The sequence below is a fragment of the Streptomyces sp. NPDC057474 genome (assembly GCF_042802555.1).
Lineage (GTDB): Bacteria > Actinomycetota > Actinomycetes > Streptomycetales > Streptomycetaceae > Streptomyces.
Map to the genome: position 1 here is coordinate 1 of NZ_JBHVDX010000005.1, position 14,856 is coordinate 14,856.

General features: G+C 69.9%; 11 protein-coding genes. 4 read left to right on the plus strand and 7 right to left on the minus strand.

The features are described from left to right. Positions 1–108 precede the first annotated feature (108 nt). The 6 genes from ACFU53_RS02135 to ACFU53_RS02160 form a co-directional block, all read right to left on the minus strand. Positions 109–1,182, minus strand: coding sequence for a lytic polysaccharide monooxygenase (locus ACFU53_RS02135; protein WP_383985057.1), 1,074 nt, complete (start codon positions 1,180–1,182; stop codon positions 109–111). Positions 1,183–1,481: 299 nt separating this feature from the next. Further along, positions 1,482–1,766, minus strand: a complete 285-nt coding sequence (locus ACFU53_RS02140) for a hypothetical protein (RefSeq protein WP_383985060.1) — start codon at positions 1,764–1,766, stop codon at positions 1,482–1,484. Next, positions 1,763–2,254, minus strand: coding sequence for a hypothetical protein (locus ACFU53_RS02145; RefSeq protein ID WP_383985063.1), 492 nt, complete (start codon positions 2,252–2,254; stop codon positions 1,763–1,765). Before ACFU53_RS02145 ends, ACFU53_RS02140 begins: the two co-directional genes overlap by 4 nt. Positions 2,255–2,337: 83 nt before the next feature. Further along, the gene (locus ACFU53_RS02150) at positions 2,338–2,676 is read right to left on the minus strand and encodes a hypothetical protein (protein WP_383985065.1); all 339 of its coding nucleotides are present in this window, start codon (positions 2,674–2,676) and stop codon (positions 2,338–2,340) included. 449 nt (positions 2,677–3,125) lie between these two features. Further along, positions 3,126–4,649, minus strand: coding sequence for a sensor histidine kinase (locus tag ACFU53_RS02155; RefSeq protein ID WP_383985067.1), 1,524 nt, complete (start codon positions 4,647–4,649; stop codon positions 3,126–3,128). Further along, positions 4,646–5,374 carry a response regulator transcription factor gene (locus ACFU53_RS02160; protein ID WP_383985070.1) on the minus strand — a complete coding sequence of 243 codons (729 nt, stop codon included), beginning with the start codon at positions 5,372–5,374 and terminating at the stop codon, positions 4,646–4,648. The genes ACFU53_RS02155 and ACFU53_RS02160 overlap by 4 nt, the downstream gene beginning before the upstream one ends. A 258-nt stretch (positions 5,375–5,632) precedes the next feature. Here ACFU53_RS02160 and ACFU53_RS02165 point away from each other — a divergent pair, with 258 nt between their 5' ends. Then, positions 5,633–9,331: a S8 family serine peptidase gene (locus tag ACFU53_RS02165; protein WP_383985073.1), complete on the plus strand. Its 3,699-nt coding sequence runs from the start codon at positions 5,633–5,635 to the stop codon at positions 9,329–9,331. A gap of 59 nt (positions 9,332–9,390) precedes the next feature. After that, the gene (locus ACFU53_RS02170; RefSeq protein WP_383985076.1) at positions 9,391–10,407 is read left to right on the plus strand and encodes a response regulator transcription factor; all 1,017 of its coding nucleotides are present in this window, start codon (positions 9,391–9,393) and stop codon (positions 10,405–10,407) included. A gap of 128 nt (positions 10,408–10,535) precedes the next feature. Here the strand turns inward: ACFU53_RS02170 and acnA are convergent, their stop codons facing one another. Continuing rightward, entirely contained in the window at positions 10,536–13,253 is a 2,718-nt protein-coding gene (gene acnA / locus ACFU53_RS02175) for an aconitate hydratase AcnA (protein ID WP_383985079.1), read from the minus strand. A 390-nt stretch (positions 13,254–13,643) separates the two neighbouring features. On the opposite strand from acnA, the gene ACFU53_RS02180 reads away from it, so the two are divergent. Then, complete coding sequence (locus ACFU53_RS02180; RefSeq protein ID WP_383985082.1) at positions 13,644–14,366, plus strand: VOC family protein; 723 nt, start codon at positions 13,644–13,646, stop codon at positions 14,364–14,366. A 143-nt stretch (positions 14,367–14,509) separates the two neighbouring features. After that, positions 14,510–14,707 carry a DUF4236 domain-containing protein gene (locus ACFU53_RS02185; protein ID WP_020114176.1) on the plus strand — a complete coding sequence of 66 codons (198 nt, stop codon included), beginning with the start codon at positions 14,510–14,512 and terminating at the stop codon, positions 14,705–14,707. Positions 14,708–14,856 lie beyond the last annotated feature (149 nt).

The following is a 14,856-nucleotide window of genomic DNA, read 5'->3' on the forward strand; positions in this document are numbered from 1 at the left end:
TGAGACAGGGCACGCACCGCCCGCCCACCCGGTCCGCCCCGAGCGCAACGCCCGCCCCCGCACAGGGCTGGTTCTGCGGAGCGGGCCCGTTCCGCGGATCGGGCCGGCTCAGCCCACCCGGCAGGGCAGTGTCGTCGCGGGATCACCTCCCGAGCCCTGCACCACATAGCCGAACGTGGCGGTTTCGCCGGGATCCAGCTCCCCGTTCCAGTTGGCGTTGTGCACCATCACGTCCTGTCCGCTGTAGGTCGCGCTGCCGCTCCAGAGGCTGTCGACCCTCTGCCCGGCCGGCAGGGTCCAGTTGACCATCCAGCCGAGCATCGGCACGTCACCGGTGTTGGTGACGACGACCTCGGACTGGTAGCCGCCGGTCCAACTGCCCGTCGTACGACGGGTCGCGGCGCACTCGCCCGGTACCGGGTCGGTGGGGTTGCCGGGCTCCTTGATGCCGGTCACCTCACCGTTGCCGCCGTCGAAGACGATGTCGGAGCAGGAGTAGAAGGTCTCCTGGCTGTCGGAGCGCTGCCAGACCATGTAGATGAGGTGGCGGCCCGACTTGTTCGCGGGCAGCTGGCCCCGCCAGGAGTAGTTGGCCTCGACCGTGCCCGGGCTGCCGTTCAGCGGCGGGTGGTCGACGCTCAGGAACGGCTGCGCCTCCATGTCGTTCCAGGTGAGTGTCTTCGTCGGGTCGAAGCCGTCCTTGGTGATGTAGACGTAGAACCAACCCGGGTGCGCCGCCCACGCGTTGTACGAGAAGTCGACGGACGCGCCGGAGGTCAGATGGGTCAACGGCCAGTCGGCGCTGGGGGTGTTGAACCCGGTGAAGTTGGTGTTGCCGCCGCTGCACAGCTGGCCGTCCGGGACGAAGCCGCGGGTGCGGCCGGCGCCGTCCGAGCGGAGCACCGAGAACCAGTTGTAGAACGGGGTCGTCCCGCTGACCTGCTGTGCGGAACGACAGGCCGGGTTGATCGGTTTGATCTCGCCGGTGTCGGTCAGCCCGTCCTGCCAGCACAGGAAGGTGCGGCTGCCGGGCTTCATCGGAGTACCGTGCGCCTCCGCCTTGCCGCTGCCGGCCGTGACGACCAGGCCGAGCGCCGGGATCGTGGTCACGAGGGCGAGCAGCACGAGCAGGAGTGCTCTGTGGTGCCGGGGCAGCCTTAATCGTGCGATTGTCACGTGCATGACAAACTCTCCTTGCGTGTACGGCTTGGAGGTTGGGGAACGTGCGCGTGCCGATGTGGAGGTGCCTGTGTGCGGATGGGTGGTGCGGGGTGGGAGCGGGTCCGGGAATGACGGGTTCCGGTCCGCCATGTCCGTATGGGAGCGCTCCCACCCCCACCTACTCCGGAAGCTAGCGCGGAGCGCCGCGCTTGTAAACGGCTGACGCGTACCGACGCGCAGTGGTCGCACCCGGGTGGGACGCTGGTGGTCGATTCCCAACAGCGTCCCGGGTGGGTGCGGCCCCTGCGATGACGCCGTGGTCATCCGGTCGAACAGACCAGGACCCGCCCGTCGCTGGTGCCGATCAACGGTCGGCCGGGTGCCGCCACGGTCAGAGCGGTCGGTACGACGGGCACCGTGGCAACCATCAGGTGACAACGCTTGCGCACAGTGCCGAACTCCTGCATGCCCGCCAGCGCCCCGCACGCGCCCGCCACCACCAGCAGGCGGCGCTCCTCGTCGCCCTCGACGGCGAGGGTGGGATCGCCGATCTCGGCGAAGGGACGGTCGCCGAGGATTCGGTCGATGCGGAAACGGGTCGTCATGCCGATGATTTTCTCCAGGGACGTTCGGCCTGCCGGCGGACGGTGGTGAGCAGACGGCGGGTGAGCTTCACGTGCATGCCGGTGCCCAGGGCGAGCAGGCGGTAGAGGCCGCCGGCCGGGCCCGGGAAGGTGGCGCGGGTCTCGGCGCGGAGCCGGATACGGCCCGGCCCTGCCGCGTCGAGACGGAAGGTCCAGGTGTACGAGGAGAAGCGGTGGCGGCCCAGGAGCGTCAGTTCCCGGGCCGGGATCGCGGTCACCGCCCGGAAGCCGGGGAATGTCGTCGAGCCCTCGACGGGCGGGCGTGGTCCGGACGCCGTGTGGTCGGCGCAGCCCACGAGCTTCGCGTAACGGACCGCCCCGGGACGGGAGAAGGCCCAGTCGAGCGCCTCGGCCAGGGCCCACCAGACCTCCTCGGCATCCGCCTCGATGAGGATCGTGTGCTCGTCGACGAACGGCAGTTGGCCACGGCGGCGCATCGGTGCATCCATGAGTGCGAGTCTTCGCCCTCCGGCCTCCCCGCCACCAGGGTGCCGTCGGGCGATGTTCGTGACGCGGCTCGCGCCACTCCGGCTCACCCGCCCGGCAGTTGCCTCCGCATGGGTTCCGCGGTGTCGCCGACCTGCTGGAGCCGGCTCGTGGTGAGGCGGCGTAACTCCCGGATGAGTTCGGCGATTCCGGTGACGTCGCGCCTCGGGGTCGGGGAGGCGGTGGGCAGGGGGACCTCGGTGAGGGCGGCGAGGTCGGCGGCGGGGACGTCGAGCAGCGCGGCGTAGTCCGCCAGGAGGTCGGGGGTCAGTGGCTTGCCGCCACGGCCCACTTGACCGTAGGTGGCGGCGGACCAGTATCGGCCCGTGACCACCAGGAACACGTGGGCGGCGGCCGACCAGCCGAGGTTCCGGTTCCGGATCATGCGCATGAGGAGGGCGCCGGGCCCCGGAGGGAACTGCTGGCCCCGGGGTTTTTCCGGGACAGGCTGGGTGCGCTCCTCCTGGGGCAGGGACGCCGCGAGTCGCCGCAGAGCGTTCCTTTGTTCCGGCGGGAGGAAGACGACGTCCCGGAGGAGATGGGGATCGTTTCTTCCGGCCTTCGCGTCCAGCGGAGCAAGGTCGTCGGGGACGTCGATGCCCGCGATCGCGAAGACGTCCGCCGTGTGGAGGCCGAGGGCGGGCGCGAGCCGCCGTACCGCCGTAGGAGAGGCGGGCTCGGCACCGTACCGTGGAGTACGGCCGTCAGCTCGGGCTCGGGCACGGAGGCGAGCCGGGACAGGGCCGCCGGATCCAGGCCCCTGCGGTCCAGCAGCCGCCGCAACAGCGGACCGAAGTTCTCTTCCCCCACCATCGGGTCGGGTTGGCCCGGCGGTCACACAGAGATCGACGGAACCGACTGGGCGGAGGGGACGGAAGGCGCCGAGACCGTGTCGATGGTCGGGAGTTCCGTCGTGCCGGTCGGCGGGAGTGCGATGGTGAACTCGGTGTGGCCCGGCTCGCTGGTGACGTCGAGACGGCCGCCGTGGGCGGAGACGATCGCGGCGACGATGGCGAGGCCGAGGCCGGAGCCACCCGCGTGGGCGTTGGCGCGGGCGCGGGAGGCGTCGGCGCGGGTGAAGCGTTCGAAGACCGAGGGGAGAAGGGTCGGCGGGATGCCGGGGCCGTCGTCGCGTACGCGGATCACGCAGCCGTCGGCGGTGCTCTCCACGGATGCCGTGACCGTCGTGCCCGCAGGTGTGTGCACACGGGCGTTGGCCAACAGGTTGGCCACCACCTGGTGGAGGCGCGCCTCGTCGCCGGTGACCAGGGCCGGGGCGTCCAGGAGCAGCGCGAGCTGCCAGTTGTGGTCCTCGCCCGCCGCCCGCGCGTCCCACACCGCCTCCGCCACGAGGGCCGCGAGGTCCACCTCGGCAGACTCCAGGGGGCGGCCCTCGTCGAGGCGGGCGAGAAGCAGCAAGTCCTCGACCAAGCCCGTCATCCGGGCCGACTCGGCGGACACGCGCCGCCACGCCAGCGTCGGCTCGATCCGGTCGGTGCCCCGGTTCATCAGCTCCGCGTACCCGGCGATGGACGCCAGCGGCGTACGGAGTTCGTGGCTGGCGTCGGCGAGGAAACGGCGCATGCGTTCCTCGCTGCGCTGCCGCTGGGCGAGGGAGGCCTCGACGTGGTCGATCATGCGGTTGAGGGCGGCGCCGACCTGGCCGGCCTCGCTGCCGGGATCCGTGTCGCGGTCGGGCACCCGGGTCAGGCCGGTGACCTCGCCCCGGTCCAGCGGGGAGCGGGAGACCTCGACGGCGGTCGCGGCGACCCGGCCGAGGGGACGGAGCTGGCGCCGGATGACGACCGCGCAGACGCAGGCCGCCACGGTGAGTCCGACGCCCGCCACCACCGCCTCGACCACCACCAGGCCGCCGATCATGTCCTGGACGTCGCCCATGGGCAGGCCCGTCAGGACGTGCAGCCCGTCCGCACTGAGGGCGGTGATCCGATAGGTGCCGAGGCCGGGCACGGTCCGGGTGTACGTGGAGCCGTCGGCCGCGATGCCGTCGAGGGCGGCCCGCTGTTCGGCGCTGAGGGTCTCGGGGTCGCCGCTCGCACCGACGACCTCGGCGGAGGTGATGTTCCCCTCGCCGTCGAGCCGCGCCGCGAGCGTACCGACGGCTTGGCCCTGCTCCCTGAGGAATCCCAGGTCGGTGTGGTTGCGTGGCCCGACGTTCGCCCCGCCCAGGCTGCGCTCGGCCGCGTTGGTGACCCGCTCGTCGAGGGCGCCGAGCAGCGAGGCGCGCTGCGCGAAGACCGTGGCCAGCGTCATCGCGGCGCACACCGCCACCAGCGTGGCGGAGATGAAGAAGAGCAGGCGCGTGCGCAGTGACCTGCTCCTGAGCTGACCGTTCATCTTCCGTCCTCCCCCGCCCGGATCGCATATCCGAGTCCGCGCACCGTGTGGATCATCGGCGCCCTGCCCTTGTCGATCTTGCGGCGGAGGCTGGAGATGTAGACCTCCACCAGGTTGCCGCCGCCGTCGAAGGAACTGCTCCACACGTGGTCCAGGATCTGGGCCTTGCTCAGCACCTGGCGCGGGTGGCCGAGCAGCAGGCCGAGCAGTTCGAATTCCTTGGCGGCCAGCTGGATCGGCGTACCGTCGCGGTGCACCTCGCGCGTCTCCGTGCTGAACACGAGATCACCGAGCACGAGGGCGCGGTCGTCCGACGACCTGGTTTCCTCGACACCGGACCGGCGGAGCAGGCCGCGCAGCCGCAGGACTACCTCCTCCAGGGAGAACGGCTTGGTCACGTAGTCGTCGGCGCCCGCCGAGAGTCCGTCGATACGGTGTTCCAGGCCGTCCCGGGCGGTGAGCATGAGGACGGGGAGCTTCGGGTTCTCGTAGCGCAGCCGCCGAAGCACCTGGAGGCCGTCGAGGTCGGGCAGCATCCCGTCGAGGACGACGGCGTGCGGGGCGCAGCCGCGCGCGACCCGCAGCGCGCTGTACCCGTCGGCCGCCGGGTAGGCGCGCCAGCCCGCCTCCGTGACGGCCACGGACAGCAGTTCGGTGAGCCCGGGTTCGTCGTCGACGATGAGGACACGGACTCGGCCGTTTCGGGTCGCGGAGATGCCAGCCATGTCCTGATCGTGTCGCGGTTGCCTGGGGGAACCCTGTGTTCCGGCTGAGTTGGAGCCGTGCGGCCCACTCGGCGGGCATGGACGGAGCCCCCTACAGGGACGTACGGAACTCGCCAACTGCCCTGGCCGAAGAGGGCGTTGGCACGGACCGGCCACAGGAACCCCTTGAGCCCCGCTCGGCGCCACGCCCACTCTGATCACTGGCTTCCGCCCACCAGGCCGGAAGCGTTGTCAGTGTTCTGGGGAGGACGTCCACCCATGCGAAGACTCCACGCCCTCTGGGCCGTGGCCGGAACGACCGGACTGCTCGTGGCGGCGGTCACGCCCGCGGCGGCCGGTCCCGACGGATCGGCCACCAAGACCGACCCGACCACGAGGACCGTTGCGGGAGCCGGTGCGGGAGCCCGCGCCGGGACCACACAGACCGTCACCCTCCTCACCGGCGACACGGTGTCGCTCACCGCCGGTCCGGACGGCAAGAACGCCGTCGACGTCCGGCGCGGCAAGGGACGGGAGGCCGCCACCTTCCTGTCCACCGAACGCGACGGCGAGGTCAGCGTGCTGCCGGCGGACGCGCTCCCGCTGGTACAGGCGGGCCGCCTCGATCCCGCGCTCTTCAACATCACCCAGCTGGTGAAGCAGGGGTACACGGACGCCGCCACCGGCACCACCCCGGTGATCGCGACGTACACCAAGGGCAGTGCGACCCCTGACGGCGCACGCCGCACACTCGCACTCCCGGGGATCGACGGCGCCGCGCTGAGTGCGAAGAAGTCCACCGCCTTCTGGGCGGACATCGCCCCCGCGCTCGGCACCGAACCCACCTCGAAGGCCGCGCGGCAACTCGGCGACGGCGTCGAGAAGATCTGGCTGGACGCCCAGGTGAAGGTGTCCCTCGACACGAGCGTCCCGCAGATCGGCGCGCCCGAGGTGTGGCAGTCGGGCTACGACGGCAAGGGCGTCAAGGTCGCTGTCCTGGACACGGGCGTGGACACCGACCACCCGGACCTGGCGGGGAAGCTCACGGAGACGAAGAGCTTCGTGCCGGACCAGACGGTGCGGGACGGCCACGGCCACGGAACCCATGTGGCGTCCACGGTCGCCGGTTCGGGCGCGGCCTCGGACGGCAGGTTCAAGGGCGTGGCGCCCGGTGCGGAGCTGCTCGTCGGCAAGGTACTGGCGAACAACGGCCGCGGTCAGACCTCCTGGATCCTCGACGGCATGGACTGGGCCGCGCGCTCCGGTGCGAAGATCGTCTCGATGTCGCTGGGCGGTGACGCGTCCGGCCCCTCCGACGTGCTGAGTGAGACCGTGGACGAGCTGTCCGCGTCCACCGGCACTCTCTTCGTGATCGCGGCCGGTAATGCCGGCCCGGCCGAGCGGACCCTCGGCACCCCGGGCATCGCGGACTCCGCGCTGACCGTGGGTGCGGTCGACGAGTCCGACAAGCTGGCTTCGTTCTCCAGCCGCGGCCCACGGCTCGGCGACTCGGCGGTCAAGCCGGAGATCACCGCGCCCGGTGTGGGGATCACGGCGGCCCGTTCCCTGGGCACCGACATGCCGGGGAGCACGCCTGTCGGCGACAGGTACACGAAGGTGAGCGGCACGTCGATGGCGACCCCGCATGTCTCGGGCGCCGCGGCACTGGTCGCGCAGGCGCATCCCGACTGGACGGGACAGCAGATCAAGCAGGCCCTGGCCACCACCGCCAAGACCAGCCCCGACGCCTCCGTGTTCGAGCAGGGCGACGGCCGCGTCGACGCCGTACGGGCCGTCGGGCAGGGCGTCTTCGCCACCCCGACGCTCAGCTTCGGCACGTACGAGGACGACGACAACGCCGAGGCCGTGAGCAAGGACATCACGTACACCAACACCACGGACAAAGCTGTGGAGTTGAAGCTGGCGTCGTCGCTCACCGAGGCCGCCCTGGGCGCGGACGTCGTCACCGTCCCGGCGAAGGGCACCGTCACGGTCACGGTCACGGTCGACCCGGCCGAGGAGGCCGAGGGCCGGTACACGGGCCACATCACCGCGAGCGCCGACGGCGTCCGGGTCACCACGGCCGTCGGCTTCGAGAAACTGCCGAGGACGTACGACCTGAAGGTCTCGCTGGTCAACCGCTCCGGCCAGCCGTCGACCTCGGCGTCGATCTTCGTGCTGCAGGAGCTGAACGGCGCGTATCCGGACTCGCACGGGTTCATCGGCCGCGGCTACACCTTCAAGGTGCCGGCCGGTACGTACTCCATGGCGACCTGGATCCCGGAGCGGGACGCGGCGGGACTGGAGGTCGCCACCTCCGTCGTCGGTGATCCGGAGATCAAGGTCGACAAGGACACCGAGGTCGTCTTCGACGCCCGCAAGGCCGTCGAGATCAAGCCGAGGACCAAGGAGAACTCCGAGTTCCAGAGCTTCAGCACCAACTGGCACCGGGAAGGGCCCGGGACCGCCTTCGGGGCGACCTACGCCCAGAACTGGTGGACCGACCGCATCTATGTCGCCCCGACCGAGAAGGTCACCGAGGGCATGTTCGAGTTCACCTCCAAGTTCCGTCTGTACGAGAAGGAACTGACGGCGAGCGTCAGCAGCCCCGAGAAGTACGCGCTGCCCCTCGACTACTCGCAGGTGAGCGACAGCCTTCCGGTGAAGTTCAGCGGTAAGCGCACGGTGCGGGCGGTGGACGCCGGCAGTGGCACCGCGGCCGACTTCCAGGGGCTCGACGTCAAGGGCAAGGTGGCGGTCGTCCGGCTGGCCGCCGGGAAGACGGCGGACGAGGCGCTGGCCAACGCGACCAAGGCCGGGGCCGGTTACGTCATCGCGTACCAGGAGAAGCCCGGGTACTGGATCTCCTGGGTGGACAGCACGACGATCCCGCTGATGGTCGCCACCGGCGAGAACGGCGCGAAGCTCGGCGCGCTGCTGAAGAGCGGGAAGAAGGTCACGCTGAAACTGGACGGCACCGCGGTCAGCCCGTACGTCTACAACGTGATGTTCCCGCAGACCGGCGCCATCTCGGAGAACCAGACGTACTCGCTGAACAGCTCCAACACCGTGAAGCAGAAAGTCCGTTACCACGGGAGCCGGACCGGTGACGTCGGCAATGACGCCGTCTACCGGTACCGTCCCTGGCAGGGTGCCGCCATCGAGACCAGCCAGTACGTCCCCCTCGGCACGACACGCACCGAGTACTACAACGTGGATCCCGACACCCGCATCTGGAACACCGTCTCCCCGAACTGGCAGACCAACAGGGGCCAGTGGAACGACTTGCGGACCTTCGCCAAGGCGGGCAAGGCGCCCACCGAGGAGTGGCTGCGGCAGGTCGTCCGCCCGGCGAGCAGCGAGCGGTACGGTCTCTCCCAGCGCACCGGCGACAAACTCGCCCTCAGGGTCCCGGAGTTGAGCGACGCGACACCGGGTCACTACGCGAGTGTGGACAGCGTCCAGGACACCGCGAAGGGCACGCTGTACGCGGACGGGAAGCTGGTCGGCAACAGTGCGCTCGGCGGCTACGGCACCTTCGACGTCCCGGCGGCGAAGTCCTCGTACCGCTTCGTGCTCGACGCGCGGCGCACGGCCGAGTGGGCCGCGTACTCCACCAGCACCCACACCGAATGGTCCTTCGCGTCGGCGCACACGAACCAGCAGACCGCGCTGCCGCTGCTCTCCGTCGACTACGACCTGGACAAGCTCGACCTGCTCAACCAGGCGGAGTCCAAGCGGAAGTCGAAGCTCGAACTCTCCGTCCGGGACCAGAAGTCGGGCATCACGGCCCGTGAGCTGAATGCCTGGGTGTCGTACGACGACGGCACCTCCTGGAAGGAGGTGAAGGTCCGGGGCGGCAAGGCGGAACTCAAGCACCCGAAGGGCGCCGAGTTCGTGTCCCTGCGCGTACGGGCCGCCGACCGGGAGGGCAACGCGGTCGACCAGACCGTCCTGCGGGCCTTCGGCCTGAAGTAGACGGCGGCCCGGACCGGTACGACACCAGCCTTAACAAAGATCGTCTACCGTGCCGAGCCATGGTGAACACGGCATTTGACACGGCCGGACAGAACACGGCAGGCCGCACCCCTGCCGCGAGCCCTTGGGCCGCGGTGGGGGTGTCCGCCTTAGAGGAGCGGGTGTACCAGACGATCCTCCATCAACCCGACGCCGGTGCGGCCGGCTGGGCCCTGCTGGCCGGCACCTCCCCCGCCCGGGTGCGCGAGGTATGCAACCAGCTGCTCGGACTCGGGCTGCTCCAGCCCCCGGACTCGATGGGCGGGTTACGGGCGGTCGACCCACGGGTGGCGGTGCGCGGGCTGATCCGGCGGCGCGAGACGGAGTCCGAACTGCTCGCCGCCACCGCCGAGGAGATGGGCACCGCGTACGAGGCCGGGCTACTGCGGGAGGAACCCTCCCGGCTGATCGAGGTGGCCTCCGGCGAGGGCGCCATCGCGGCACGTCTGGAGGAGATGTACGCACGCGCCGAGCGGGAGGTGTGCCTTTTCGACACGCCGCCGTATCTCGCCCCGCCCGCACCGCAGGTGGATCTGCAAGCCGACCTGCTGCGCCGCGGGATCGTCTCTCGCGGGGTGTACGCGGCGACGGCCCTGGAGGACCCGAAGGTACTGTCCCGCACCTGGAAGATGGTGGAACTCGGTGAGCAGGCCCGAGTGTTGCCGTCCGTGCCCCTCAAGCTGCTGGTGGTCGACGGGTGCCGGGCGATGCTGCCACTGACCGCCTCGGCGGCGGGCGGCTACTGCGCCGTCGTGGTGTGGCACTCGGCGGTGACCGAAGCCCTGCAGAAGCTCTTCGAGATGGCCTGGCAGCAGGCGACACCACTCGGCCAGCCCACCGTCGACGGTGAACTCCTCGAAGGCGAGCGGGCGTTGGTCCGGCTGCTGGCGGCCGGCATGAAGGACGAGGCGGTGGCCCGCCATCTGGGGGTGAGCCTTCGGACCCTGCGGCGCCGGGTGAGCGAGCTCCAGGAGCGGCTGGGGGCGGCGAGCAGGTTCCAGCTGGGGGTAAGGGCCGCCCAGCGGGGCTGGGTGTAGCGCCCGCACGCCCGAGGCACCTTCCGCAGGCGACACGCTTCGCACGCGGCACGGCGAAGGGCCGCACCCCCGTCTCCGGGAGTGCGGCCCTCAACTGCCGTACGGGACCGCTTACTTGCGGTGCCCGTCTACTTGCGGATCAGGCTGCGCAGCACGTACTGCATGATGCCGCCGTTGCGGTAGTAGTCGGCCTCACCGGGGGTGTCGATGCGGACGACCGCGTCGAACTCGACGCCGCTGTCGGTGGTGACCTTGACCGTGCGCGGGGTGGTGCCGTTGTTCAGCTCCTCGACGCCGGTGAAGGAGAAGGTCTCCTCGCCGGTCAGACCGAGGGACTGGGCCGAGGCGCCCTCGGGGAACTGCAGCGGGAGGACGCCCATGCCGATGAGGTTCGAGCGGTGGATGCGCTCGTACGACTCGGCGATGACGGCCTTGACGCCGAGGAGGGCCGTGCCCTTGGCCGCCCAGTCACGGGACGAACCGGAGCCGTACTCCTTGCCGGCCAGGATGACCAGCGGGATGCCCTGCTCGATGTAGTTGCGCGAGGCGTCGTAGATGAAGGAGACCGGCCCGCCGTCCTGCGTGAAGTCGCGGGTGTAGCCGCCCTCGGTGCCCGGCGCGATCTGGTTGCGCAGGCGGATGTTGGCGAACGTACCGCGGATCATGACCTCGTGGTTGCCTCGGCGCGAGCCGTAGCTGTTGAAGTCACGACGCTCGACACCGTGCTCCGTGAGGTACTTGCCTCCGGGGGTGTCGGCCTTGATCGCGCCGGCCGGGGAGATGTGGTCGGTGGTGACCGAGTCGCCCAGCTTGGCGAGGACGCGGGCGCCGGCGATGTCCGAGACCGGGGTGGTCTCCATCGTCATGCCCTCGAAGTACGGGGGCTTGCGGACGTACGTCGACTGCGGGTCCCACTCGAAGGTGTTGCCCTCGGGGATCGACAGGGCCTGCCACTGGGCGTCGCCCGCGAAGACGTCGGCGTAGGACTTGGAGAACATGTCCTCGCCGATGGCGTTCGCCACGACGTCGTTGACCTCGGCCTCGGAGGGCCAGATGTCCTCCAGGTAGACCGGCTTGCCCTCCTGGTCCGTGCCGAGGGCGTCGCGCGTGATGTCCACCTTCATGGAGCCCGCGAGGGCGTACGCGACGACCAGCGGCGGGGAGGCCAGGTAGTTCATCTTGACGTCGGGGTTGATCCGGCCCTCGAAGTTCCGGTTGCCGGAGAGGACCGAGGTGACCGCGAGGTCGTGGTCGTTGACGGCCTTGGAGACCTCCTCCGGCAGCGGGCCGGAGTTGCCGATGCAGGTGGTGCAGCCGTAGCCGACGAGGTTGAAGCCGACCTTGTCGAGGTAGGGGGTCAGGCCCGCCTTGTCGAAGTAGTCGGTGACGACCTTGGAGCCCGGGGCGAGGGTGGTCTTGACCCACGGCTTGCGGGTCAGACCCTTCTCCACGGCCTTCTTCGCGACGAGCGCGGCGGCGACCATGACGTACGGGTTCGAGGTGTTGGTGCAGGAGGTGATGGCCGCGACCGTCACCGCGCCGTGGTCGATCTCGTACGTCGAGCCGTCGGGGGCGGTCACCAGGACCGGGTTGGACGGGGCGCCGTTCGGGGCGACGGCCGGCGAGTCGGAGGCCGGGAAGGACTCCTTGCCGGACTCGTCCACGGAGTCGACGTAGTTGAGGACGTCCGACTTGAACTGCTCGGCGGCGTTCGCGAGGACGATGCGGTCCTGCGGGCGCTTCGGGCCGGCGATGGAGGGGACGACCGTGGAGAGGTCCAGCTCCAGCTTCTCGGAGAAGTCGGGCTCGGCGGCCGGGTCGAGCCAGAGGCCCTGCTCCTTGGCGTACGCCTCGACGAGCGCGAGCTGCTGCTTGGAGCGGCCCGTGAGCTTCAGGTACTTGATGGTCTCGCCGTCGATCGGGAACATCGCCGCGGTGGAGCCGAACTCCGGCGACATGTTGCCGATGGTGGCGCGGTTGGCGAGCGAGGTGGCGGCCACGCCCTCGCCGTAGAACTCGACGAACTTGCCGACGACACCGTGCTTGCGGAGCATCTCGGTGATGGTCAGCACGAGGTCGGTGGCGGTGGTGCCGGGCGTCAGCTCACCGGTGAGCTTGAAGCCGACGACGCGCGGGATGAGCATGGAGACCGGCTGGCCGAGCATCGCGGCCTCGGCCTCGATGCCGCCGACGCCCCAGCCGAGCACACCGAGGCCGTTGACCATGGTGGTGTGCGAGTCGGTGCCGACGAGGGTGTCGGGGTACGCCTGGCCGTTACGGACCATGACGGTGCGAGCGAGGTGCTCGATGTTCACCTGGTGGACGATGCCGGTGCCGGGCGGGACGACCTTGAAGTCGTCGAACGCGGTCTGGCCCCAGCGCAGGAACTGGTAGCGCTCCTTGTTGCGGCCGTACTCCAGCTCGACGTTCTGCGCGAAGGCCTCGTTCGTGCCGAACTTGTCGGCGATGACGGAGTGGTCGATGACCATCTCGGCCGGGGAGAGCGGGTTGACCTTCGCCGGGTCGCCGCCGAGCGCCTTGACGGCCTCACGCATGGTCGCGAGGTCCACCACACAGGGCACACCCGTGAAGTCCTGCATGATCACGCGCGCCGGCGTGAACTGGATCTCCTGGCTGGGCTGGGCCTGCGAGTCCCAGCCGCCGAGGGCACGGATGTGGTCGGCGGTGATGTTCGCGCCGTCCTCCGTGCGGAGCAGGTTCTCCAGCAGGACCTTGAGGCTGTAGGGCAGGCGAGCCGAGCCCTCCACCTTGTCCAGCCGGAAGATCTCGTACGACTCGTCGCCCACCTGCAGCGTGCTGCGGGCGTCGAAGCTGTTCGCCGACACGACAGTCTCCTTCATTCCATGTGCGCGTACCACCGCATCCTGCCGCCACGCCCCCTTGGCCGATCCGCTAAGGTAAGGCTAAGTTAGGTAGCCCTTACCGCCAGACTGACTGTGACGTGCGGCCGAGGTGCGCCTCGGCAGATATCTCGATGTCGAGATAACAGTAGTACATGGGCGCGGGCTGGTCATGCCCGGCCCGATGTGGCGTGCGCCAATCTCCGAGCGATCGCCGAGCGACCGGGCACGGCATCGGGGCTTTTTTATTTGCGTTGCACGGCGGTTCCCGGGCTTCCTAGCATTGTGGCCCTCATGGGCAGGGGGACGAGCCCCGTCCGCGGCTGGACGAGCCCCGGCCGCGGCTGTGAGTCAGCGGATCGGAGATCCCCAGGCATGACTTCTCACCTCCACGCGCTCTGCTTCGACGCGAACGACCCCGCCGGTCTCGCACGCTTCTGGGCCGGCGTCCTGGACTGGGAGACGGCCGACGACCCCTACGACGGCATCGCGCTCGTGCCGAACGACGACACCGGGTTCCGGCTCCGCTTCCTGCCGAGCCAGGAGAAGAAGACCGTCCCGAACCAGATGCACTTCGACCTGACCAGCAAGTCCCTCGACGATCAGCAGCAGGTCGTGGCGAGGGCGCTCGAACTCGGCGGCCGGCACATCGACATCGGCCAACGCCCGGAGGAGGGCCATGTGGTCCTCGCCGACCCCGAGGGCAACGAGTTCTGCGTCATCGAGCCGGGCAACAACTTCCTCGCCGACTGCGGATTCATCGGAGCCCTCGCGAGTGACGGCTCGCAGGAGGTCGGGTACTTCTGGAGCCGGGCGCTGGGCTGGCCGCTGGTCTGGGACCAGGACGAGGAGACCGCGATCCGCTCGCCGCACGGCGGTCCGAAGATCACGTGGGGCGGTCCGCCGCTGGCGCCGAAGGCCGGGAAGTACCGGCTGCACTTCGACCTCGCGCCACCGGTCGACGGCGATCAGCAGGCGGAGGTCGACCGCCTCGCCTCGCTCGGCGCGACGCGCATCGACATCGGCCAGGGTGAGGTCGACCGGGTGGTCATGGCCGACCCCGACGGCCATGAGTTCTGCGTACTGCCGCCGCGCTGACACGACCGGTCCGGGCGCGATGCAACCGGTCACCCCGGGGCCCTCGGAGCCAATACCCCTCGCGCAACCCTCAGTTGTCGACAAAAGACAGGGATGCGAACCGCGGAGCGGGGTACCCGGCGTACATCGGGAAGGAGGCACACATGCCGCTCACGTTCCGCAAGAGTTTCCGCATCCTGCCGGGTGTGCGACTGAACATCAACAAGCGTTCCTGGTCCATCACCACCGGGGGCCACAACGGCCCGCGGCACACCCACAGCAGCACCGGACGCCGTACGACCTCGATGGATCTGCCCGGCCCCTTCGGATGGCGCCGCACACGCAACGCCAGGCGCCACTGAGCTTCGGCGGCCCGCCCACCGCTGACGACGGTGGCCCGCCGCACGGCTGACAACGGTGGCTCGCCACGCAGCTGACACCTCGTCACCTGAACGGGCCCTCGTCACAACCCCAACGGACCCCCCAAGAGGCGCCATCTCATATCTGAGAT